This is a genomic window from Paenibacillus qinlingensis, assembly GCF_031455095.1.
Lineage (GTDB): Bacteria > Bacillota > Bacilli > Paenibacillales > NBRC-103111 > Paenibacillus_E > Paenibacillus_E qinlingensis_A.
On sequence record NZ_JAVDSB010000006.1, the window covers coordinates 200,844 to 224,685 of the forward strand.

Below are 23,842 nucleotides of genomic sequence, written 5' to 3' on the forward strand. Positions count from 1 at the left end.
GAGACGTGGCATGCTACCTCTTGTTCAGATATCGGTTCGTTCGCTTGTGGAATATGTGTTTAGCAGTGGTAGTATTGATACGGAATTTCGCTCGAGTAAGGCACTGAGAGATGGCACGAAGGCGCATCAGAGGCTGCAAAAGCAATATGGAGAATCTGATGAACATGAAGTATATGTTTCTGCGGAGATTGCGTATGAGGGGCTTTTATTTAAAATAGATGGACGTTGTGATGGGCTGCTTGTTCAAGCAGATAGCCATACACTAACCGTAGATGAGATTAAATCGACGTCTTCGGATATTGCCCTTATAGATGAGAATTCCTATCCTGTGCACTGGGCACAGGCGATGTGCTATGCATACATGGTGGCCCATGATCGTGGGCTGAACCATATGGGTGTGCGGCTTACGTATACGCAAGTCGACACAGAGGAGACTAGGCATTTTGTAAGGGAAGCTGCTTACGAAGAGCTGGAGCTCTTTGTGAATGAGGTCATTCAGGCTTACTATCCGTATGCCCAAGTGAAGTTTGACCATGAGCAGCGCAGAAATCAGAGTATCAAGGAGCTGCCCTTCCCTTTTCCACAGTACCGAGAAGGACAGCGTAAACTGGTTGGGGCCGTGTACAAAACCATTCAGGACGAGCACAAGCTGTTTGCTAAGGCACCAACAGGGATTGGAAAGACGATGTCGACGCTGTTTCCGTCAGTGAAAGCGATGGGGGAAGGGTTGCTTCAGCGTTTCTTCTATTTGACGGCGAAGACGATAACGCGTACGGCAGCTGAGGAAGCTTTTTACCATTTACAGGACAAAGGCTTGCACCTGCATGTGGTTACGCTAACGGCAAAGGAAAAAGTGTGTTTGAAGGACGAGGTCCGGTGTACGCCAGCGCACTGTGAGTTCGCGGATGGTTACTATGATCGGGTGAATGGGGCGGTGCTGGATCTGCTCAAGCAAGAAACCGTGATGACGCGTACTGTCATTGAGACTTATGCGCGGAAGCATCGGGTGTGTCCGTTTGAGTTTTCGTTGGACGTGGCCTATGCGGCGGATGCGGCAATTTGTGATTATAACTATATTTTCGACCCGCGTGTGAATTTGAAAAGGCTGTTTGAGGAGCAAAAGCGCAAAACAGCTTTGCTGATTGATGAGGCGCATAATCTAGTGGATCGAGCACGGGAAATGTATGCAAGTGAGCTTCATAAATCGGCTTTCCTTACGTTGCAGCGGGAGTTCAAGGGTGTTCGTAAAGAGGTGCATGACGCGGCGAAGGCGATTAACACATATTTTATTGCGCTCCGCAAGCAGATTGGGGATCCCGAGATGATGGTGGAGTCGGCGATGCCGGAATCTTTATTGGTGCATGTGGAGGCATTTATATCGGAGGCTGAAAAGGAGTTAGCAAGATCAGCTGGTGGTAACGCTGTGAGTGCGGTACTCTTGGATGCGTATTTCGGTGCACAAAATTTCGTGCGCATATCCAAGCTATACGACGAGCGATATGTCACGCTAGCTGTCAATGATCGGAACGAGGTCAGCGTGAAGCTCGTTTGTCTAGATCCCTCCCATCTGCTGCGGCAAATGGGGAAAGGGTACCGGGCGCATGTGTTTTTCTCGGCGACGCTATCCCCCTTGTCCTATTTCATGGACACGTTAGGGGCAGGAGAGGACGATTATTCGGTAACGGTGCCGTCGCCTTTTGCTAAGGAGCAGCTGGAGGTTTTCGTGCAGCCGCTTTCGACCCGTTACCAGGATCGGGAACACAGTCGTACGCAGATTGCTCGTTCAATCTATGAGCTGGTCACGGGACGAGCGGGTAATTATTTCGTGTTTTTCCCATCGTATGCGTATATGAGTAGTGTCTACGAGGCTTTCACGGATCTTGTTGGCGAAGAGGCGGAGGAGTCTGAGCTCAACATAATCGTTCAACAGGCCAAAATGACAGAGGAGGAGCGGGAGCACTTTCTATCGGCATTTCAGCCTGGAGCAGAACAGACGTTAGTGGGTTTTGCGGTGATGGGAGGTATCTTCTCCGAAGGCATCGATCTCGTCGGCGATCGCTTAACGGGCGTCGTCGTTGTGGGCGTTGGTTTGCCGCAGTTAGGACCGGAACGCAATCTGATTAAGGATTATATGGAGCGTACAGGCAAAAACGGCTACGACTACGCCTATGTCTACCCCGGCATGAACAAAGTTCAGCAGGCCGGTGGACGGCTAATCCGCTCCGAAACGGATCACGGCGTGCTGCTGTTGATCGACGATCGCTATCTACAGTCGCGATATCAGCGTCTGCTGCCAGAGGAGTGGCGCGATTATAAGGTGCTGCCTGTGCAGCGCTAGGATTATAAAGTAAAAAGCCGCACCCCCAAGGTTGACCTTGGAGTGCGGCTTCTTCATGTCGCGGCTTATAGCGACATTTGATAAATCTTCACGACATCGGCGCGAGTCAGCTTCTGGAAGTTACCGAAATCGCCGTAAATCATGGCTTTATCGGCCATAAGCTCGATCGTGGAGTCATCGATGTTGTAGTCAGCCAGTCGGCTCGGTGCGCCAATACTGGTGAAGAACGCACGCAATGCCGCGATGCCTTCCTCGGCAACTTGCTTGTCGGATTTGCCTGCGGCATCAATGCCGAAGACGCGTTGCGCGAACTGTTTATAGCGTCCCACGTTGGACTCGAGGGTGTGGGTCATCCAGTTCGGGAAGAGGATGGCCAAGCCGCCGCCGTGCGGGATATCATGGACAGCGGAAACCGCATGCTCTAGATTGTGTGTCGCCCAATCCCCGCGAATCCCCATGCTTAGAGTTCCGTTCAACGCCATCGTACCGCTGTACAGAATGGTTGCGCGGTGTTCTAGATTGTGCAGATCCTTCAACAAGAGTGGAGCTGTATCGATAACTGTGCGCAGAATCGTTTCGCTGAACCCATCTTGTATAGGGGAGTTCGTGCCATGATGGAAGTATTGCTCAAAGACGTGTGACATAATATCGACCATGCCGTACACGGTTTGGTTTTCAGGCAAGGATGTCGTATGAGCAGGGTCAAGGATTGAGAATTTCGGGAATGAAAACGGACTTCCCCAGCCAAGTTTATCTTGAGTCTCCCAATTGGTAATAACAGAACCAGAGTTCATTTCAGAGCCAGTCGCCGCAATGGTCAGCACGGTTGCTAACGGAAGTGCGCCTGTGGCTGCTGCTTTGCGGGTTGCGATATCCCAGAAGTCGCCATCGTACTTGGCGCCAACTGCGATCGCTTTGGCACAGTCAATCACGCTGCCGCCGCCTACTGCAAGGATGAGGTCGATGTTGTTACTACGGCACAGGGCTACGCCGCGGTGGACGGTCGTTAATCGCGGGTTCGGCTCAACGCCTCTAAGTTCTACGATGGTTGCCTCTAGACCTTGCAAGAGGGTAACGACTTTGTCATAGAGACCATTGGCTTTGATGCTGCCTCCACCATAGACAAGCAAAATATTTTTCCCATACTTCGGTACTTCGGTCGTTAGTTTGTCTAACTGTCCTTGACCGAAATGTAGGGTAGTTGGATTATGGAATGTGAAATTATTCATGATCATACCTCCTCGAACATAACTAGGGAATGGATTCCCCTCTTACTATTGTATAGTAACCATCTGACAAATACAAAACTAGCGAACGGTGCGATCTCACGTAGGTGTAACGTCGTTGCAACCAAGCCTCACGCCTCCGTGATCCCGTAAACTCTTCCAATAAACTGCCCGTAAGTGGCCTAAAATATGCCTACCAAGGCAATTCTTCCCCCGTATCGGCAGCCAGATAAAGCGGTTGTTCACGAATTTGATCACGATAAAGCATAATTGTATGTCTGATATTGGCCGCTGCGACTTCAGGAGTAAATGTTCCTGCATCACTCCATGTCCCGTTCATCGCACTTTTAACCCAACCAGGGTGTATCAAAAGAACGCGCCCACCTTGTTTGCGAATCGTAGTGTGTATAATGGTTGATCCCATATTTAATGCCGTTTTCGCCATGCTGTAACCGAACCAGGACTCGCGATGGCTTTGCCGAATACTGCCTGCTTCGGATGAAATGTTCACGATGAGCTGGCCTCCTTGCAGGAACGGTTCAATTAAAGAGTTCGTTAAGCGAATAGCACCGATGGCCGTGATATTATAGACTCGCTGAATCTCATCAAAATCAATAACATCCGTAATCGTTTGCTTCATATCCCCCAGAATGGCTGCATTATTAATGAGCAGCTCAAGTTTGTCGGTCTTGCTTGCGATGAACGCAGCGAACGCCTTTACACTCTCGTCACTGCCCACATCCAGAAAGGAAGTATGTAGGTGATCTGGAAATTGGGTGCTAAGCTGAGCTAATGCTTCATTCTCTGTGGTAATACCACCGGCAAAAACGGTATACCCGTCCAAGAGGTAATCCTTAACGAGTGCCAAACCGATGCCTCTATCTGTGCCGGAAATACATACGGATCGCTGAACTGTCATCTGGGCTCTCTCCTCTAGAGAAAAGAGGGGCATAGATGCCCCTCCTGTTCTAAATTTATTTACCGTTCTTGGCGTATTGCGCACTGAATTCTTCGATGACTTTGTCGCCGCCTGCTTTTCTCCATTGGTCAATCGCTTGCTTCCAACCTGCTTCATCCAGCTTGCCTAGGATAAATTTTGTGCGAGCATCGTCAATGATTGGCTTCAATTCTGTGCCTTTCGTTGTTTGCGTTTCGGACACGAGCGGGTTTGTTGGATTGTTAACTGCAATCGTTTCGTTTTCTTTGATCATTTTGCCGTACTTCTCCATCAGAGGTGTTTCTTTACCTGTAGTTTTGGCTGTATATTTGGCAATCTGTAATTGTAAGTAGCTGGAGCCTACTTCGGTGTCTTGCAGCTTTTGATCAATAAATACCGGCTTGCTGTCTTCGGTTTTATAATGTTTGCCTTCAATTCCCCAGCCTAGCAAATCCAGCATCTTCTGATCGGAAAGCTTGTCGTAGAAGCCAAGAATTTGTTTCAATTCAGCCTCTGTTTTCACACTTGATTTCGGGAACATGAACACGCTGTTATAGCCTACGCCGCCAGGCAGTCTTTCGCCCTTAGGACCTTGAATTCGGCTTACAACGTCGACATCGGAGCCTGGGAAGGATTTAGCGAGCGTTGCCTGATAAGCGGCGCCGTCAATTAAATTGGAGATAACGGCTCCAGCCTTGCCTTGGTTGATATCATCCTTCTTCTGTTGGTTGTTCAGCACAGGGAAGTCTTGTTTAATCAACTTTTCATCATACAACTTTTTATAAAATTTCATGGCTTCAAAATACTCCGGCGCTAAGAAATCAGGGCTTAATTTGCCGTCTTTCACTTCCCAGCTGTTCGGTGCGCCCATGATCGAAGCTATGACACCAAACCCGTCCATCGTTTTCTCTTCGGTCAAGCCAACGGTATCTGCTTTGCCATTTTTATCGGGATCGTTTAATGTGAACGCTTTAAATACATTGTACAAATCATCTATAGTTTTTGGTGCAGTAAGCCCAACATTTTTTAACCAGTCGCTGCGGAAAATAACGCCGTACGTCGCCAAATCGCGTGCCCGATATAAGCCGTATATTTTGCCGTCCACTTTAATGTTGTCGAAGACAGAGGGGTTCATTTTCGCTAGATTCGGATAGTCCTTCAAATAAGGACCGACTTCCCAGAATACACCTGCACGTACAGCGCTCAAAATATTGGAATCCTTATTGTTCTGTACAAGCAGTGCCTTTGGCAGCTCACCGGAAGCAATCGTAACATTCACCTTTTCCTTGTAGGAGGAGTTGGGGACCCAGGAGATGTCGAGCTTAGTATTCGTGTAGGCTTCGATCTGCTTCTGTACTTCACTGTCCGCTTTCGGCGGCTCGGCATACATGAGGGTCATGACACTCAGTTTCAGCGGCTCTTTGGTGGCAGGTGAACTGGCTGCGCTTGTACTCGTGCCTCCTGTTGCAGGACTTGCATCGTTTCCACAGCCCGTAAGCAGTGCAGCAGCGCCTACCATCATACCCATCGTTGCAATTCCGGCTTTTCTCATTCCTGCATGTGTTCTCATCGTGGTATTGCCTCCCCATATTCTTATTGTATATGAATGCATCCCAATCACAATAGCTTTTGGGAGCCTTTTCAACCTTTCACAGAACCGAGCATGACACCTTTGGCAAAATGCTTTTGCAAAAAGGGATACACAATCAAAATAGGCACCGTGGAAATGACAATGACCGCCATTTTAATGATTTGGGACGGAGGTGCGATGTAGTTCTGATCGAACTGCGTCGAGTCACCAATTCCGCCTTGTGAAAGGATGACGATTTGCCTTAGCCAGACCTGGATGGGCCACATTTTGGAATCGTTGATGTACATAATGGCATTGAAAAAAGTGTTCCAGTGTCCAACGGAATAGAATAAGGCGAAGGTAGCCAGTACCGGTGCTGATAAGGGTAAAACGATGCGGAAGAGCAGTCCGACGTCACTGCAGCCGTCAATCTTCGCAGCTTCCTCTAGTCCTTCGGGCAGTTGTCTAAAAAAGCTAACGACGACGATCAAATTGAATGCGCTAATTGCATTCGGGATGAGCAGGGACCAGTAGCTATTGAGCATCCCAAGCGATTTAACAACTAGAAATGTAGGTAGAATACCGCCGTGGAACAACATCGTGAATACAATCATCATCATGAAGAGTTTTCTGCCAGCGAAATCCTGTCTAGAGAGTGGATAGGCAAGAAGCGTAGTGAACAACAGATTGATGAAAGTCCCGACAACCGTAATCCCGATGGTTACGAATAAGCTGTTGACGATAATGTGTGTCGAGAAAATATAGCGATACCCTTCCAAGGAGAAAGAGGTTGGGAACAGGATGAAGCCGCGTTTGAGTACTTCTGCTGGCTCTGCGAACGAGACGGACACAATGTAAATGAACGGAAGTAAGGTAATTAAGGCGAATACGGTTAAAAAAGTATAATTGAAGCCGTCAAAGATGCGGCTGCCTAAGCTCTTATTGATCATTTTGCTGAATTCCCTCCTTAATACAGACCGCTTTCGCCCATTTTTTTGGCCATCCGGTTAGCACCAACGACCAACGCCAGTCCGATAATGGATTTGAATAAGCCGACGGCTGTGCTGTAGCTGAACTGACCTTGCTGAATACCGACATTGTAGACATACGTATCAAATACCTCGCCTACATCGCGGTTCATGGCGTTCAGCATGAGGAAGATTTGTTCAAAGCCTGTATCCAAGAATGAGCCCAGTCGCAAAATAAACAGAATCACGATGACACTTCGTATGGCTGGGAGCGTGATGTGCCACAACTGTCGGAAACGTCCGGCCCCATCGATTTTCGCTGCCTCATATAATTGAGGGTCAACACCTGCTAATGCAGCGAGAAAGATGATGGTTCCCCAACCGGTTTCTTTCCAAATGACCTGCGAAATGATCATCGTTCGGAACCATTCACTGGAAATGAGGAATTCGATTTTGGGTAGTCCGATAGAAGCTAGCACATCATTTACTATGCCGCCTTCTGTCGTGAAGAAGATGTAGGAAATACCTACGACTACGACCCACGATACAAAGTGAGGAATATACACAATCGTTTGGATCGTTCGCTTAAAGACTTCTCGGCGAATTTCGTTTAATAACAGGGCCAAGATAATGGGAAGCGGGAAGAAGAACACCAAATTATAGACTGCCATAATAATCGTATTCTTAAATAACAGGGCGAAGGAGGCATCGAAAAAGAAGCGCTCGAAATGCTTTAGACCCACCCATTTGCTATGAAGCATTCCTAGTGATGGTTGATAATCCTGAAAAGCAATTAACAGTCCCCACATTGGAAAGTAGCGAAAAATAATAAAGTAGAGCATACCGGGTAACGCCATCAGGTAAAGCCACTTGTTTTTCAACAGACGGTTTAACCTGAGACGTGCCTTGCTCTTAACAACCGCATTTGATCTTAACGGTTTGGAAGTCAGTTCCACGAGTCATCGTCCTCCTTGATTGTTGTGACAGCGTTAGCATATCGAAGCCCAGAATTGCCTTCAATAATCAGCAGCGCTCCACATGCAAGACGGTCCGAAAACCAGCGTAATTACGCCATTAGTAATCATTAGCGACCTCGGCCATAATCATTTGGAATGGACTTTATACTGCACCGCAACACAAAAAAACCTGGCGAGTGGCCAGGTTTTTGTCTACTTGTAACGTATAGGAAGGAGTGATTATTCCGAAGTCTTTTTGAGCTCTCTGTACTGACCAGGTGTCATGCCTTCGAGCTTACGGAAGTTGCGGATAAAGTTTTGCGCATTCGTGTATTGCAGGCGTTCAGCAATTTCTGTGATTTTCATTTCCGTTCCACTGAGCCAACTAATCGCCATGTCATGACGGTAGCTTGCTAGATAATCACTGAAGTTCATCCCGGTTTCTTTCCGGAACATGCGGCGTATATAGTGTGTGCTGTAATTCATTCGCAAGGCACACTGATCCAGTGTCAGGTCACTGTCGTAATACGCATGGACCAAATCCATGACCGAGCGAGAAATGCTTTTGCCAGATGATTCATGCCGCTTACGGACTAGCTCAATCATTGGATGAATGATGTGTGATTTGAACCATCCTTCGATTTCTTGCGGTGTTTTGAGGCTGAACAGCTGCTCATATTCATTGCGTCCATCATGAGAGAAGAGCTCCCCTGTATCCCCCATGTCATATACAATACGAGCTAGATCAGTCAACAGCATCGCGAAGGAGATGCGATACAGGTTAGGATCGGTTTCCACGCGGAGCACCTCTTGAATAAACTGCTGGAGCAGCTCGTCGGCCTTGTCCTTTTCCAAAAAGGCAATCGCCTGCGTTAGCTCGGAAACGAGATGATGCGGGTAATAGTGACGAGACGCTTGCTGCGGCTTCAAGTCATCTAGATGTAGAATGGCTTTCTCCCCGAGACGAATCCGATATTGCAGCGCTTCTTTGGCTTCAAGGAAGGCTTGGGGTGTTTCATTAATGGCTTCATACGGACGGCTGATCCCGACGCTGACTTTAAGCTCCAGAAAATCGGCTGCCGCCTTCTGCACGGACTCGGCAAATTCACTCAACTGGCTAAGCAAATCCCGGTGATTATCCATTTCGCTGCCCACCAGTGTCACCTGATAGTTACCAATCGGCATGGCGTGAATGCGGTGGGGATGCGGAATCAGCTCTGAGGCGATATTGTTGATCGCAAACAAGAGTAAATCCTGCTCGCCGGGCTTGTAGCGCGTGTGCTCCAAGGTATCAATCTGCAAAACCATGACCGCATAGCGCCGCCAAACGGGAATATGAAACTGGCTTGCTTTTTCTTGCAGCTCTCCGCGATGCATCTCACCTTGGAATAGTTTTAACATGAAATAATCAACAAGCTGGCCGAATTGGCTCTTCATTTGACCTTCCAGCTGCTCTTTGGACTGATGCAGGGAGGCGAATTGAGTCCCAACCCACTGTAATTCATCTTTAACAACCGTTCCACCATTAGCTGGCTTGCTGTGGCGCATTGTAAATTCTACTAAGCTGCGTATAGGAACGGACATCCGTCTGGATCCCCAATAGGCGAGCAGTGCTGTAAAAAGAAGCAGAAGCAGACAAGCTGTTAGTGTAGCCCAGCCGATCGAGGCAGATTCCTTTTTCGCTTCTTCCAAAGGAATAAGCGATACATAGGTCCAGTTGTTATATCTGGATTGATTATAGATTACGCTGTAGTCTTTACCTTGCAGCTTACTGTTGAAGTAGCCCTGCATGCTGCCCGTATTCAGCAATTCCTGTGACCAAGACTCGGAGCGAACGCTTTGACCCGTCTTATTCGGATTACTGTCGATAATGACATTCATTTGGTCATCTAGAATCATGGTCTCGCGCGTCGAGAAACCGCCGGTTAACAACTTAGCGAGCTCCGAATTGGACACATGAACGGACAAATAGCCCTTCTGTTCAGACCCAGCAGATGGAATGCTTTTGACTAGCTTAATACCTGAGAAGGAGGGACCCGCATCCGGCACCCAACGTGAATTGTAAGCGACGTTCACATTGCTAGTTTCCTTGGTCTTATCCGTCCCAAAATAAAAGCCGCCGTCTTTGATATACCAATTATTCTGAAGACTATGCAATTCAACAGCTTTAACGCCTAGCTCATACGTTTGTACACCTAACAGTCCTTTGACGAGCAAATCAATGTCCTGAAAATCTTCAATTTCCAGTCGCTTCGCCACCGAATTAACGACTAACGGTGTTTCCGCGTAGCGCCCGGATACTTGATCAATGACTTTAAGAATCTGTTCGACGCGGTTCTGGGACTGCTGCAAAATGAAAACGTTTGCTTCATTGACTTTCGTTTGGACCTTCGAGGTCGATTGGAAGAAAGAGTAGATACCCAGTGATAGTAGGGGGATCGTACTAACCAATGTCGTGAATATCATCAATTTTATGAAAAAAGAGTATCGCGGGAGCATAGCTTCCTCCGTACGTTGATATAATGCCTCCAATTGTAACATATCAAGGGACCATTCAGGAAATGCTATTTAGGATAAAATTTCCTCTCAATCCCGATGTCGAGAAATAGCGAAAAAGCCCACAAGAAGGACATTTCAGTCACTTTATAGAATCAGTAGGGAGAATGTCATCTGGTAGGGATGTGAGTGCAGCATGGTGAAGATTAGAAAGTCGGACCATATCTTAGAAATGGCATATAGCTGCGTACGTTGGTTCCTTCTCATTGCTTCTTTCTATTTGTATTTCAACAATTACTACAGCTCCTCACAGAACTTAACTCTGTTTCTCAGCTTAGCAGGGGTTGCTATTCTCTATATGACAACGACAGAGATTGCTCTCCATCGTACCCCTATTGCATCTGGGTTTTATCACTTTATGACGAGAATCGGCGTCGTTATGGATTATTTCGCTTTCATCGCCATTATTGCGTTCACAGATGGGACACATAGTCCACTTCTCCCCATTGCTTACTTGATTATTCTTCACGCTTCGTTATATTGGAGCTTTCGGGGAGCCATGGTTGCAACGGGTATGATCATTATTGGTTATTGTTTCGTGGTTGTGCTGGTGGATGGCGGGTTTTACCCCATTGACCTCCTGCGGCACTTATTAAATTTTGCTTTTCTGCTTATGTTTGGTGTTATTGGCGGCATCATTGTAGCCAGGGAGCGAAAGCATTTTGTGGAGAAGGGGATTTTTGAAAATTTAGCAAAGCAGGATTATTTAACAGGACTTTATAATCATCGAAGCTTTCAAGAACAGATGAGAGAAGCGGTTGCGAGTAAACATGGGATTACGCTAATGATGGGGGATATTGACTGTTTTAAACAGATCAATGATCGCTATGGACACCAAGCGGGGGATATGGTTCTGAGGGAGATCGGGAGCTTATTGAGCGAGTCGATTCCCAGTACACAAGGCCGCGCCTTCCGCTATGGCGGAGAAGAATTTGCGATCATTTTATATACGAATAATCAGCAGAAGGCGACAGAGCAATTCCAAGTATTTATGGATAAGCTGAAAGCCAAAGTATTTGAGCATGGCAAAGCTGCTTTTCAAGTTACGATGAGCTTCGGGGCGGCACTCCGTGATCAGGGGCAAGGTAAGTCGGAATTGGTCGCCGCTGCCGATGCATTGTTATATGAAGCAAAGACACATGGCAAAGATCAGCTGCTATGGGGTCGTGAAGAAGGGATGAAGCAATAGGGATGGCAACATTATCTCCTTATATTTATAGCGCTAACGCGCGAGAACAAGCAGACTTTTACGTAGGTGTATTTGGCGGGGAAATAACTAATGTTCAGTCCTATGGTGATCTACCAGGGATGGAAGACTCGAAGAAACACCTCATCATGCATTTGGAAATACAGGCGCTGGGCCTGCGTTTCTTCATGGCTGATGCAGGTGCGGAGGCGAATGATCGCGGTACGGGTATGGACTTGGCGCTCACCTTCAGGCATGAGGAGGAGGCTGCTTCAATTTATAGCGGTTTAGCAAAAGATGGTGAAGTCATCATGCCATTTGAGCGCATGTTCTGGGGGACGATGCTTGGTCGTGTGCGGGATCGGTACGGGGTTCTGTGGCAAGTGGCCACAGAAGCCTAAACAATTTCAAAGTTAGAAGAAAGCTCCCTTGCGAGAAGCCGTTCGGCTTTCGTCAGGGGGCTTTTTCCTGTCGTCTAAGGACCGATTCGATCCTGTTTATATTCTGTTTAAAATAGGGGAGTATGATCATATCAATGTTAGAGAAGATTTTTCTTAAGAAGTGGAATCACATCCGATCGCGTAAAGGAGTAGAAATAGATGGCAATGACGAAACGAGAACAACCGAAACAAAAAAACGATTGGCGGGGATTCCTCCGCTTACTAAAGGGAGCAAATCCGCCGAAGCTGCTGTTGAGTATAGCACTAGGATTAAGCGTGATTGCCACGCTGGTGTCGCTGGTGATTCCGCTATTCACGAAAAATGTGGTTGATAACTTTTCGATCTCATCCCTAAATTGGTGGCAAATTAGCGGGATGGCACTTGCTTTCATCTTGTCAGCCGTGGCTTCCGGCGTTGCTACGTACCTGCTCAACTATTCAGGTCAACGGGTAGTAGCAGGAATACGGGATCGCTTATGGAAGAAGCTGCTGGTGCTGCCGGTTCGCTACTATGATAATCATCAAACAGGTGATACCATCTCCCGCATGACGAATGATACTGCAATTATTAAAGGACTTATCGCTGAGCATATGGCTGGCTTTATAACAGGGAGCATCTCGATTATCGGGTCCATTGTTGTGCTTTTGTATATGGATTGGAAGATGACGCTGATCATGTTTAGCATATTCCCAATCGCGTTTCTTATCCTTTTTCCTTTAGGTATGCAAATGTACAAAATCTCTAAAGGCATGCAAGCCGAAACAGCCAACTTCACGTCTGTGTTGAATCGGGTTTTATCTGAAATTCGCTTGGTGAAAGCGGCTAATGCAGAGCCAGTGGAGTACAAGGAAGGCAGCACTGGGATCCAGACATTGTTCAAATTTGGACTAAAAGAAGGAAAAATTCAAGCATTGATGTCACCGCTGATTATGTTTGTGATGCTGATGATGTTCGTTGTCCTATTCGGCTATGGCGGCACACGTGTAGCGTCAGGTGCGATATCTGCGGGGCAGTTGGTGGCCTTCATGCTGTATCTATTTCAAATTGTGATGCCGATTACGCAAATTACACAATTCTTTACGCAAACGCAGAAAGCGATGGGTGCAACGGACACTATTCTCAAGGTACTAGATCATGAAGAGGAAGATCCGCACGCAGGCTTACCAGTCAAGGATGCTTCTCAATCACTAAATTTCGAGAACGTATCGTTTGGTTATAAAGAGGGCGAATCGGTACTCAAGGACGTAAGCTTTACGATGGAAGCGGGGAAAGTTACCGCAATTGTAGGTCCGAGCGGAAGCGGAAAGACAACGATGTTCTCGTTGCTCGAGCGGTTTTACTCGCAGCAGGAAGGCAACATTTCGTTAGGTGACGAAAGTATCGGTCAGTACTCGTTAGTCTCATGGCGCAGTCAGATTGGCTATGTGTCTCAAGAAAGCCCGCTCATTGCAGGGACAATTCGGGATAATATCTGCTATGGCTTGCAGTATGATGTGACAGATGAGGCGCTGAAGCGGGCTTCCGAGATGGCCTATGCGGATGGTTTCATTGAAGAGCTTCCGAATAAGTACGATACGGAAGTCGGCGAGCGCGGGATTAAGCTGTCAGGCGGACAACGTCAGCGGATAGCGATCGCTAGGGCGCTGCTGCGCGATCCGAAGATTCTTATGCTGGACGAAGCAACATCGAGTTTGGACAGCAAATCGGAGGTCGTCGTTCAGCAAGCCCTGCAGAATTTGATGCAAGGACGTACAACGTTAGTCATTGCCCATCGGTTATCCACGGTCGTGGACGCCGATCAGATCGTGTTCCTCGATAAAGGCGTCGTCACAGGCCGCGGCACGCACCAAGAACTCATCGAGTCACATGAGATGTATCGCGAATTTGCCACACAGCAGTTGCAAATACAAGAGCAGTTGATTGCGGAGCATTCTCCTATGGCGTAGGGGGTAGAGAAAGAAACGAGCAGAGCGACTACGAATAGTCGTTCTGCTCGTTTTTCATTTCCTTGCGATACTGACCAGGCGGTATGCCGACCACTTTTTTAAAGATGCGAGAAAAGTTCTGAGCATTACTATATTGCAGCCGCGATGCGATTTCTTCAATGTTCATTTCGGTCTGCTTCAGCCAGTTCTGCGCCTTATCGATCCGACTAATCAGCACAAGATCGGAGTAGGTCGCTTCATGTACTTCCTTTAAAGCTTGTCTGATGATGGAAGCAGGCACATTCGCTATTTTACATAAATCTTCAAGCCTCGGATCTTCCTCGTTATGGGCTTCGATATAGGCTAAAGTCTGCTGCGCGACCCTCTGCATATGCTCAGTATGCGTGAGCTGAAGGCTCTCAATTAACGGGGCGATGACATCAGACTTCAAGCAAGCGATCCAGTCCTCTAGTGTGGCTAGCTGAGCTAATTTGTTCATAAACAGCTCTGTGGAGGCGTGACGCTTGGTTTTGTTAACCGTCCAGTAAATAGAGAGGATCATCTCTGTTAGTTTATTATGCAGCCAGTGATAATTCAGCGTCTTGATCCCCTGCAGCATGTTCAACCGATCCGCATAGGCATAAGCTAATTCGACATCCCAAGCCTGAATCGCATAGATGATATCGTTCTCCAGCTCGCGAAACGATACCGGAAGGGGTTCAGCATCAAGACTTCCTGCTTCAGGTTCTCGTCGGTAAGCTTCGAAAGGAATGACTTCATTAGCCCCCGCGACTAGCTTATGCTTGAGTGCCTCTTCCGCTTCTTCGGAAGCAATGCCTAAATAAGCATAGTCTTTTCTCACTAAGCTCATCCCAATTGACACAGTAAACGGGAAATATTGCTTAATAAAATCCCTCATGATCTCGGCGTTGTGGTGGAACTGTCGCTGTGCCTCCACAATACTGGGTTCCTCCAAGGAGAATAGGGCTAAAAATCGACCCTCTCCATGCTCGGTGACGACACCAGCGCCATGTTCCTCTATGACTTCTTTGATGACCTTAGAAATACCGTATCGGAAATAATAGAGATCGACATCGGTGTACAAATCTTTCATGCTCTTGTACTGGTCGATTTCAATACAAAAACAACTATAAGCATCTAGGCACACTTGGATATGATATTGCTCCAGTCGACTCCAATCCTCTTGCGATCGCAAACCTTTGCGGAGCATGTTGCGGATAAATAAGTCGCGAACCTCTGGTCGCCATTCATTAAGCTGTTCTTTCAACTCGTCGCGTGATTCTTTAATCTGATGCATTTTCTCGTAAATCGCACTAAATTCATCACGTTCCCCTGGATGCTGTTCAGCGTCCTTGAGCTCCGTGGTACTAGAGGTGTCGTTGACCAGTTTAACGATTTCGCTCCAGCCTTTCCATAAGCGATTGGTTGTGAGAATAGCTCCGACAGCCGCAGCGGCCAGCAATAGTCCAGCAAGGAGAAAGGCGAGATTGCGAATTCGATTCATTTTCGTAAAGAAATCGTCCTTCGGAATCGCGAAGCCAAATACCCATCCGTTATATGAGGCTTTCAATTGCGTGATAAACAGATCGGAAGAAGTTAGAGAGCTCTCGTCTTGGTGATACGTTGACAAGCCCTCTAAGAGCTGTTCCATCGTAAGTTTGCCGCGGTTCTGCATGAGCGAACCATCTTGATCGAGAATGAAATAATTCCCCTTCACATTGTCATATGTCCCTAGAATATGGTCAAAAAAACGCTGGTTGATATGGAACAGAAGATAAGCCGTCTTCTCCTCCTGAAAGATGGGCAGCTTTCGGATATAGATGCTGGTCGGCGATTGATTGACTGGAATCGTAAAAAAAGCCTTCTCGGTACGGAGACTTTCGAATTTCGCGATGACCTCGGTATACTCCTCCTGCGCGGCTGTGACTTGCTGGCTGGTTCCGATGAGCTTTTTATCCCCTACACTGTATAAGGCAACGTTGTCGACATCATCAATGGAGGAATACATCCGTACGATTGTATCTCGCAGCGTCACTAGGTCAAGTTTCTGATCCTGCCCGTTTAGTTTAGAGAAAGTGTCTAAGGCAGGCAGCTTTTCAAACTGCAGAACAGCTTGATCCATTTGTTTAAAATAGCTTTCAACCCGATCCTGTGTACGCAGTAAGGACACTTTGTAAGCGTCTTGCGCTTCTTCCGTCAAGGTGCTCGTCGACACGCGGTAAACGATAAATCCCATGACCGTCATACAGATGGAAGCCACAAGCAGCATCATGATGAGGGTCTGGGCTTTCTTAGAGCGTTGCAGCCGCATGGTGGAATGACTCCCTTCTACTAGTGAACATATCTTTGAGGCGGATAAGCAATCTTAATAAAATCATTATATAGAAGGCTGGCCGGAAGGGAAGTAATCATTTCTCGAAATCCTCGTTTTTGCAAAATGACACCTTTCTTAAACCTGCTTTGGGGGCGCATTTTACCCGATATGGCAATGGTCTTTTCTTGAAAAGTAGGACTCCGTAACTGATTATTGCTGCTTGTGAAGCGGCAGGCCTATACTGTGGGAGTGCACAGCTTAACCAGATCTGCGATATCATGAACATCCATTATACGCCTATAGAAATGAAGGGAGTCTGACCCCATTGACGACAAAGAATAAGGTTTATTGGAAAACAGCGACAAGCTTGTCGCTTATCGTGGCACTAAGTGTGGTAGCTACTGCTTGTGGAGAAGGGACAGAAGCTACAACTAAGAAAGAAGCGAGTAAGGCACCTATCAAATTAAATATGATGTACGAAACAGGCTTTAGCGTACCAAGTACTTCTGCTGACAGCAACGCTGCCGTCAAATATTTGCAAGATAAGTTAGGTGTCCAGCTCGAATACAACATCTATACAAGCGACACATATAAAGAAAAGCTGCGTGTTCAGATCGCCTCCGGAGACATTCCAGACATTTTCTCATGGAACAGCATGGACGGTTTCATCGTGGGGATGATCAAGTCAGGGCAACTCGTACCTGTGGATGAACTGCTCGACAAATATCCTAATTTGAAGAAGCATAAAGATTACGAATTTGCCAAATACGAGGGCAAGACGTGGGCGTTCGCCAACGTGCGTAACCCCATGACGACAGCGGTACCGCTGATTCGCCAGGACTGGCTGGACAATCTCGGACTTAAAGCGCCGACAACAATTGACGAACTCTACGAAGTTGCGAAAGCTTTCACGTACAATGATCCCGACAAAGACGGCAAAAAAGATACCTATGGCATCCAGATCAGCTATGCAAACAACGATTTCGGCAACCTGTGGGGCTTTCAACAGGCATACGGGATTCAAGATTCGTGGATTAAACAAGATGGGAAGTATGTCCCTAACTTCGCTACACCGGTCTACAAAGAGTATTTAACATGGCTCGCTAAAGCATTCAAGGAAGGGTTAATTGATCCTGACTTCGCGGTGACTGACGGGAAAACGGCTAACGCCAAAGTGACGAATAAAAACCAAGCCGGTATTTATGTCAGCGATATGGACCGTATTAATGAGTTCGAAGCGTATGCGCAAGCAAATCCGAAATCGGCTCTGGTTCCCTTCGAACCAGTGAAAGGCCCTCATGGCGATCAAGGAATCGGTGCGCGTGTCAATTACGGCGGTCTGTACATTCCGAAGAAAACAGCAGAGGATAAGGCCAAGCTGGATAAGTTGATGGAGTGGCTCGATTGGGGAGCAGGTCCAGAAGGGATGAACTTCTATACCTATGGGGTGGAAGGTGTTCATTATACGATGAAGGATAACAAACCGGCTCCAATTAACGGCATGTTCAACCGTGATGTGCCTGCAGCTTTCTTATACGCAAAGCAAATTCAACCGACCGAAGAGACTTACTTACGCAGAGAGCGTACAGAGGCTACGCAGCAGATCATTGTTGATGGGAACAAGAAGCTTGAAAAGTACTTGAAAATGCCGAATGCCTCTGCGACGGTGTACTCCCCAACAGGCTCGAAATACGGTGCAGAAGCGAATACGTTTATTAATACGAATATTGTAAAAGTTATCATGGGCACGGTTGATGTGAAAGATTGGGACGGAATTGTGAAACAGTGGTATGACCGCTTCGAAGGAAGCAAATGGCAGGAAGAAATTAATGCGGGTACGGGCGGCAAGTAAGCCGTCCTTTCCCCCGTACTGCCCGTGGGGCGATAAGGAGGGGTTATTGTGTTATCACAGGTGGGAGAGCGCATCGTTTCTGATGTGCAGTCTGACCCGGTCAGATCGCGAGGAAGAAGATTAAGGAGAAAGCTATGGTCTGACCGCTATATGTACCTGCTGGCCCTGCCCGGTATATTGTTTATTCTATTGTTTGATTACGTACCTATGTACGGGATTCTGATGGCTTTTCAGGATTATAATCCGTTTAGCGGTATTTCGCATAGTGAATGGGTGGGCTTCGAGCATTTTGAACGATTATTTCATCATCCTGACTTCTGGATGGTGCTGCGCAATACGTTGGTGATCAGCCTGCTCAATCTAGTGCTGTATTTTCCAGCACCCGTTGTGATTGCGCTTTTGTTAAACGAAGTACGTGGAGCTCTTTATAAAAAGCTTATTCAAACTGTTATTTATTTGCCTCATTTCGTTTCCTGGGTTGTTGTATGCTCGTTGACGGTCACCCTAATGAATTCTCAAGGCATTGTGACGAAATTTCTGCACGCGATCGGAATCGCGAACGTTCAGCTTCTCTTGGATGAGCGTTTATTTTGGGGTGTTATTACGCTGCAAAGCATCTGGAAGGATGCAGGCTGGGGAACGATCATCTTCTTGGCTGCACTTGCCGGGATTAATCCGGAGCTATACGAAGCAGCACGTGTAGATGGTGCTAATCGCTGGCAGCAGATGAAAGCTATTACGCTTCCAGCGCTGATGGGGACGATCGTCGTACTCCTGCTGCTTCGGATGGGCAGTATTATGAATTTATCTTTTGACCAATTGTTTATTATGGGTAACCCTATGGTCAACAATGTAGCTGAAGTGTTCGACACCTATGTGTTTAAAGTCGGGGTTCTGCAGGGCAATTTCAGCTTTGCGGCCGCGGTTGGGTTATTTAAATCACTGGTAGGTCTTGTTCTGATCTTAGGATCGAACTTCTTAGCCAAAAAAACCAGCGATAACTATTTGTTCTAGGAGGGAATGTCCCTTGAAATTACGTAAAGGCTTCAACTGGTTCGAAGGGCTTAATTGGCTCCTGCTCGGGTTGCTGGCTTTGCTGATGGCCTTTCCGTTCTGGAGTGTGCTCGCCATGTCCTTCTCTAAGCCAGAAGCTGTCTATGAAGGCCTATTTCTGCTGTGGCCTAAGGGCTTGACGACTGTGGCTTATTCCGCTGTTTTTTCCAACGCGCTATTCCTTCGTGCCCTGCAGAACTCCATCATTGTAACGGTGGCGGGCACTGCGCTAAGTATGCTGTTGACGATCTCATTGGCCTATCCCCTATCCAAAAAAGCAATCATAGGCAGCTCAACCATGCTCTTTCTTGCTTTCTTCACGATGCTCTTCAGCGGGGGAATTATTCCGACCTATATGCTAGTGAAGGAGCTTGGCATGCTTAACACGTTGTGGTCCTTGATCGTGCCAAGTGCGCTTAGCGTGTTCAATCTTATGATTATGGTCAGTTTCTTCAGGTCGCTGCCAGCGGAGTTAGAGGAATCTGCCAAAATTGACGGCTCTAACGATATTGGTATTCTCGCGAGGATTATCATCCCTATTTCGCTTCCCGTTATCGCGACATTGACCTTGTTCTATGCTGTTTCGAAATGGAATATTTTTTTTCAGGCGGTCATGTTCAATGGCAATCCTGAGCAAATGACACTGCAAGTGCTGCTCCGTCAGATGCTGCTGCAGACAACTAGCGAAGCCGTAGATGCAGCAAGTAACATTCCCAATATCGGTGCTTCTATTAAAATGGCCATGATCATTATCGCGACCGTGCCGATTCTCATCATCTATCCGTTTTTGCAAAAGTACTTTGCCAAAGGTGCCATGATCGGTTCTATTAAAGGCTAACGAAAGGAGCCGATCTTCACCATGTCAGCGCAACAAAATGCCACTAAATCCGCTATGTTTGGTGTGCTTTTCGCTATTAGTCTCGTTCACTTATTTAATGATGCTCTACAGGCCGTCATTCCAGCAAGCTTTCCGATTTTAAAGGAAAGCTTGCAGCTTTCTTTTGCCCAGTTGGGCTTCATTACCTTTATGTTAAATCTGACTTCGTCCGTCTTACAGCCGTTCGTCGGTATGTACACAGATAAATATCCGAAGCCCTATCTGTTGCCCCTCTCTATGGTCGCATCTCTTGCGGGAATGATCGCACTTGCTTTTGCGCCTTCCTACTCGTGGATTCTGCTTTCGGTTGTATTGGTCGGTCTTGGTTCGGCGGTTTTTCACCCGGGGGCATCACGGGTAGCTCACATGGCGGCAGGCCCGCGCCGTGGCTTAGCCCAGTCGATCTATCAGGTCGGTGGCAACGGCGGCCAGGCTCTCGCGCCCATATTGGCGCTGATTACGATCTACCCCTTTGGACAGCGAGGCTCGCTTTGGTTTACCTTAGCCGCAGCTGCCGGCTGTGCGGTACTTTTGTACATTACCGCCAAGTACAAAGGGCAGCTGGCGACCGGCCGTAAAAAGGCGACTACTGCGAAAACGTCAAATCCGTCAGGACAACGCCGGAAGATCGTTATGGCAGTTACGTTAGTTGTACTGTTAATCTTCGGGCGCTCCTGGTATGGGGCGGGGATTACGAATTATTTTATCTTCTATCTCGCGGAGGCTTACCATCTTAGTGCAAGCGCAGCTCAAGTGTATATCTTTGTCTACTTAGGTGCTGGGGCAGTAGGGACTTTCCTAGGTGGGCCCGTAGCGGATCGTTTTGGACGCAAAACTGTCCTGTTTGCGCTTCTGATCTCTTTGCCATTTACGCTTATTCTTCCGTATGCTGGCCCGATGTGGTCGTATCCGTTGCTTGCCATTATTGGCTTCATTCAAATGTCGAGTTTTTCCGTCGCTGTTGTGTATGTGCTGGAGTTAATCCCGGGTCGTGTCGGGACCATGTCCGGACTGATTACTGGGCTTGCTTTCGGTATGGGTGGCCTCGGCTCTGTTGCATTAGGCGGATTAATTGATGCTACCAATCTATCGTTTGTAATTAAACTAACGTCCTTTTTACCTTTGCTAGGCTTGCTTACGCTAGCTCTGCCATCGGATCGTAAATTCGCTAAAGAAGCTTAATGATGAAGGAGGGTCTCTACAATGCCTGAATATGCTTTCGTTACCGGTGCCGAAAGAGGGATTGGCGCAGCACTAGTGAAGCAGCTGCTGCTTCACGGCTTTACGGTCATTGCTGGCACCTTCTTAAAGGAATATGAAGACCTTGCGGTGCTGAAACAAACCTATCCCGATCGTTTATATCAAATCGACTTGGACGTTTCCAGCGAAGAAAGTGTGCGAAATGCCAGCAACTTCGTGGCGGGTATAACCGACTCGCTGGATATTTTGATCAATAATGCAGCCATTATTGGCAACAAAACGGCCACCATTACGGATGTCATTGATTTCGAGGGGATTCAGCAGGTATACAACGTTAATGCGCTGGGTGCTCTACGCATGTCGAATCAATTGATTGAACCGCTAATGAACAGCAGACATAAGCTAATTGTTAACATTTCCTCGGAAGCGGGAAGTATCGGTCAGTGCCATAGGACAGGCTGGTTCGCCTATGCGATGTCCAAGTCTGCGCTCAACATGCAGTCCGCCCTAATTCATAACCAGATCAAAGTTGAAGGCGGGCAAGTACTCATTCTTCACCCTGGAGCTGTCCAAGGGCGGTTAAGTGGTACTCTGAATGCCAAGTCACCTTTAACACCCGACGATTCAGCAGTCAACATGATCAAGCTGATTATGGATCATGCCTCTTACAGGGATCAGCACCCTGCCTATCTCGATTATTTGGGTCAGCCGCAGCTGTGGTAGAAAGAAAGGAATGTTAGTCCATATGACATCAAACATACTTGTTCTTGGTCATTATACGGAACCTAAACACCATCCGCTGCATGGTGTCGATATCGAATTGAAAGACATTCTCGGTGACGAGGGGTACATCGTGTGCACAGAGGATTACGATGTTCTCTTGCGAGAGCGCATCACTGCTTTTGACGTCGTCATCTCGTATACGGATTGCTGGCGGACCGCTATCACGGATAAACAGGCGGCAGGTTTGCTTGCTTTCGTTACGGGCGGTGGCGGGCTTCTTGCCTTGCACAACGGTATTTCCTTGCAGCATCGGTTTGATCTCTGCCAGTTAATTGGTGGCTATTTTACAGGGCACCCGCCGTTTCGCGAAATCACCATCCGTCCTTCCTTAGGCGCAGCGCAGCATGAAATTATAGAGGGCATCGAGTCCTTCACAATCGCTGATGAGCCCTACCAGTTTGCGTTCATTCCACATTCGGATAAAACCGTGTTACTCGAATACGACCAAGAGAATCAAGTTGTTCCGGCAGCTTGGGCCCATCGTTTTGGTCAGGGGCGAGTCGTGTATTTGATGCCCGGGCATCAGGCCGAATCCTTTAGACATCCCGTGTATCGGGAGATCATTCGAAACAGCTGCCGCTGGTTGGTTGGTGCAAGGTAGTACCTACTAAGTCCCTTTTAGTTTCCGCTTCTCGGTAGAACACGCAAGATAAGGTGATGGCTCCTCTTATCTTGCGTGTTTTCCCATTTTTACTGGAAATAAAGGGATGGTATAACGCTAAAGCGTTGAAATACGCAGGAAACTTCGATTTTGGAGCTTTTAACGTTATCGCATAACGTTATTGTTCAGCCCATCGTCCATTAACACGGATTAGCGTTTTCCCGTAACGTTAAGTAGTTGCCTCATGTAAGGTCTTTTGGGACAGGCTCTTTCGTACTAGTAACTCATCCCTTGCACAGATTTTTCTTCATCAGGGCCGCCATCTGCTGCTCCACATCTCCCTTATGCTCCAGTTCGCGAATAATGCGTTCTTGGCGCTCCTTGGGCTGATTCTGGCTTAGCTTGGCTTTGCCTTCGATGCTCGAAATGGGCAGCTTAAAAGCTTGAATACCTTGGCGCATTCCAGCTATAAAGTGAGGGTCGATGCTCTCTAAGTTATACGAGCTATCAGGTTCCTCATATTTGCGGGTCAGCTGCTGCAAGACGCGAAAGACTTCCTGGTCGTCGTGGACGAGCTCGATCCTACCATAGACATGAACGGCCGTATAATTCCATGTAGGTACTGCAGTTGGCGTTCCATACCAGGATGGTGAAATGTAGCAATGGGGACCTTGGAAAAGGACTAACACGTCTTGCCCCTTGATATCCATCCATTGCGGATTAGAACGGGCGAAATGCCCATATAAGCAATGTGTCGTGACATCAAGCAATAAGGGAATATGAGTCGCGAAAGGAAGTCCCTGATGCTGCGAGACGATGGTAGCGAAGCTATGTTCTTCTATGAAGTCGTACATCTGCGAGCGGTCTTCTATTTTAAAATGCGATGGCGTGTACATGGCTTCACCTGCTTTGTTTTAGGTATAGAATAGCAAGTTATAGGGGCTATACAAAGTGCCAATTTACATGTTTTTGAGTAGACCATTCATCATGTACAGGAGCTCGCTCCTCCACGTCGAATATCTAACTAATGACTAAACA

Annotated in this window: 18 protein-coding genes; 10 read left to right on the forward strand and 8 right to left on the reverse strand. The window is 47.4% G+C overall.

Annotated features, from left to right (window positions below):
- Positions 1–10: 10 nt before the first annotated feature.
- Positions 11–2,338, forward strand: a complete 2,328-nt coding sequence (locus J2736_RS18305; protein WP_310500028.1) for an ATP-dependent DNA helicase — start codon at positions 11–13, stop codon at positions 2,336–2,338.
- Between the two features lie 65 nt (positions 2,339–2,403).
- Here the strand turns inward: J2736_RS18305 and J2736_RS18310 are convergent, their stop codons facing one another.
- From J2736_RS18310 to J2736_RS18335, 6 genes are all read right to left on the reverse strand, one after another.
- Positions 2,404–3,567: an iron-containing alcohol dehydrogenase gene (locus J2736_RS18310; RefSeq protein ID WP_310500029.1), complete on the reverse strand. Its 1,164-nt coding sequence runs from the start codon at positions 3,565–3,567 to the stop codon at positions 2,404–2,406.
- Positions 3,568–3,757: 190 nt separating this feature from the next.
- Positions 3,758–4,483 carry an SDR family NAD(P)-dependent oxidoreductase gene (locus J2736_RS18315; RefSeq protein WP_310500030.1) on the reverse strand — a complete coding sequence of 242 codons (726 nt, stop codon included), beginning with the start codon at positions 4,481–4,483 and terminating at the stop codon, positions 3,758–3,760.
- A 55-nt stretch (positions 4,484–4,538) separates the two neighbouring features.
- The gene (locus J2736_RS18320) at positions 4,539–6,071 is read right to left on the reverse strand and encodes an extracellular solute-binding protein (protein ID WP_310500031.1); all 1,533 of its coding nucleotides are present in this window, start codon (positions 6,069–6,071) and stop codon (positions 4,539–4,541) included.
- 71 nt (positions 6,072–6,142) lie between these two features.
- Positions 6,143–7,021 carry a carbohydrate ABC transporter permease gene (locus J2736_RS18325; RefSeq protein WP_056622320.1) on the reverse strand — a complete coding sequence of 293 codons (879 nt, stop codon included), beginning with the start codon at positions 7,019–7,021 and terminating at the stop codon, positions 6,143–6,145.
- A 17-nt stretch (positions 7,022–7,038) separates the two neighbouring features.
- Positions 7,039–7,995, reverse strand: coding sequence for an ABC transporter permease (locus J2736_RS18330; RefSeq protein ID WP_397341021.1), 957 nt, complete (start codon positions 7,993–7,995; stop codon positions 7,039–7,041).
- Positions 7,996–8,235: 240 nt separating this feature from the next.
- Positions 8,236–10,461: a helix-turn-helix domain-containing protein gene (locus tag J2736_RS18335; protein ID WP_310500032.1), complete on the reverse strand. Its 2,226-nt coding sequence runs from the start codon at positions 10,459–10,461 to the stop codon at positions 8,236–8,238.
- Positions 10,462–10,687: 226 nt separating this feature from the next.
- Between J2736_RS18335 and J2736_RS18340 the strand changes: the two genes are divergently transcribed.
- From J2736_RS18340 to J2736_RS18350, 3 genes are all read left to right on the forward strand, one after another.
- Positions 10,688–11,740, forward strand: coding sequence for a GGDEF domain-containing protein (locus J2736_RS18340; protein WP_310500033.1), 1,053 nt, complete (start codon positions 10,688–10,690; stop codon positions 11,738–11,740).
- A gap of 2 nt (positions 11,741–11,742) precedes the next feature.
- A complete protein-coding gene (locus J2736_RS18345) occupies positions 11,743–12,138 on the forward strand; it encodes a VOC family protein (protein WP_310500034.1) in 396 nt (131 codons plus the stop codon).
- 204 nt (positions 12,139–12,342) lie between these two features.
- A complete protein-coding gene (locus J2736_RS18350) occupies positions 12,343–14,124 on the forward strand; it encodes an ABC transporter ATP-binding protein (protein ID WP_310500105.1) in 1,782 nt (593 codons plus the stop codon).
- Between the two features lie 28 nt (positions 14,125–14,152).
- Here J2736_RS18350 and J2736_RS18355 read toward each other — a convergent pair whose 3' ends face one another.
- On the reverse strand, positions 14,153–16,435 hold the full coding sequence (locus tag J2736_RS18355; protein ID WP_310500035.1) for a helix-turn-helix domain-containing protein: 2,283 nt from the start codon (positions 16,433–16,435) through the stop codon (positions 14,153–14,155).
- A gap of 328 nt (positions 16,436–16,763) precedes the next feature.
- On the opposite strand from J2736_RS18355, the gene J2736_RS18360 reads away from it, so the two are divergent.
- Genes J2736_RS18360 through J2736_RS18385 form a run of 6 tightly spaced genes read left to right on the forward strand, consistent with a single transcriptional unit; the run spans position 16,764 to position 22,804 of the window.
- On the forward strand, positions 16,764–18,290 hold the full coding sequence (locus J2736_RS18360; protein ID WP_310500036.1) for an extracellular solute-binding protein: 1,527 nt from the start codon (positions 16,764–16,766) through the stop codon (positions 18,288–18,290).
- Between the two features lie 48 nt (positions 18,291–18,338).
- Positions 18,339–19,304, forward strand: coding sequence for an ABC transporter permease (locus J2736_RS18365; protein ID WP_310500037.1), 966 nt, complete (start codon positions 18,339–18,341; stop codon positions 19,302–19,304).
- Between the two features lie 13 nt (positions 19,305–19,317).
- The gene (locus tag J2736_RS18370; protein ID WP_310500038.1) at positions 19,318–20,181 is read left to right on the forward strand and encodes a carbohydrate ABC transporter permease; all 864 of its coding nucleotides are present in this window, start codon (positions 19,318–19,320) and stop codon (positions 20,179–20,181) included.
- Positions 20,182–20,202: 21 nt separating this feature from the next.
- Complete coding sequence (locus J2736_RS18375) at positions 20,203–21,402, forward strand: MFS transporter (protein ID WP_310500039.1); 1,200 nt, start codon at positions 20,203–20,205, stop codon at positions 21,400–21,402.
- A 21-nt stretch (positions 21,403–21,423) separates the two neighbouring features.
- A complete protein-coding gene (locus J2736_RS18380) occupies positions 21,424–22,143 on the forward strand; it encodes an SDR family NAD(P)-dependent oxidoreductase (protein ID WP_310500040.1) in 720 nt (239 codons plus the stop codon).
- 22 nt (positions 22,144–22,165) lie between these two features.
- Positions 22,166–22,804: a ThuA domain-containing protein gene (locus tag J2736_RS18385; protein WP_310500041.1), complete on the forward strand. Its 639-nt coding sequence runs from the start codon at positions 22,166–22,168 to the stop codon at positions 22,802–22,804.
- Positions 22,805–23,088: 284 nt separating this feature from the next.
- Here the strand turns inward: J2736_RS18385 and J2736_RS18390 are convergent, their stop codons facing one another.
- Positions 23,089–23,700 carry an FMN-binding negative transcriptional regulator gene (locus J2736_RS18390; protein ID WP_310500042.1) on the reverse strand — a complete coding sequence of 204 codons (612 nt, stop codon included), beginning with the start codon at positions 23,698–23,700 and terminating at the stop codon, positions 23,089–23,091.
- Positions 23,701–23,842 lie beyond the last annotated feature (142 nt).

Coding starts and splice junctions, on each gene's coding strand:
- J2736_RS18375 (WP_310500039.1), top strand. CDS start 20,203: ATGTCAGCGCAACAAAATGCCACTAAATCCGCTATGTTTGGTGTGCTT.
- J2736_RS18350 (WP_310500105.1), top strand. CDS start 12,343: ATGACGAAACGAGAACAACCGAAACAAAAAAACGATTGGCGGGGATTC.
- J2736_RS18335 (WP_310500032.1), bottom strand. CDS start 10,461: ATGATATTCACGACATTGGTTAGTACGATCCCCCTACTATCACTGGGT.
- J2736_RS18325 (WP_056622320.1), bottom strand. CDS start 7,021: ATGATCAATAAGAGCTTAGGCAGCCGCATCTTTGACGGCTTCAATTAT.
- J2736_RS18385 (WP_310500041.1), top strand. CDS start 22,166: ATGACATCAAACATACTTGTTCTTGGTCATTATACGGAACCTAAACAC.
- J2736_RS18305 (WP_310500028.1), top strand. CDS start 11: ATGCTACCTCTTGTTCAGATATCGGTTCGTTCGCTTGTGGAATATGTG.
- J2736_RS18345 (WP_310500034.1), top strand. CDS start 11,743: ATGGCAACATTATCTCCTTATATTTATAGCGCTAACGCGCGAGAACAA.
- J2736_RS18315 (WP_310500030.1), bottom strand. CDS start 4,483: ATGACAGTTCAGCGATCCGTATGTATTTCCGGCACAGATAGAGGCATC.
- J2736_RS18320 (WP_310500031.1), bottom strand. CDS start 6,071: ATGAGAACACATGCAGGAATGAGAAAAGCCGGAATTGCAACGATGGGT.
- J2736_RS18380 (WP_310500040.1), top strand. CDS start 21,424: ATGCCTGAATATGCTTTCGTTACCGGTGCCGAAAGAGGGATTGGCGCA.
- J2736_RS18355 (WP_310500035.1), bottom strand. CDS start 16,435: ATGCGGCTGCAACGCTCTAAGAAAGCCCAGACCCTCATCATGATGCTG.
- J2736_RS18340 (WP_310500033.1), top strand. CDS start 10,688: ATGGTGAAGATTAGAAAGTCGGACCATATCTTAGAAATGGCATATAGC.
- J2736_RS18390 (WP_310500042.1), bottom strand. CDS start 23,700: ATGTACACGCCATCGCATTTTAAAATAGAAGACCGCTCGCAGATGTAC.
- J2736_RS18310 (WP_310500029.1), bottom strand. CDS start 3,567: ATGAATAATTTCACATTCCATAATCCAACTACCCTACATTTCGGTCAA.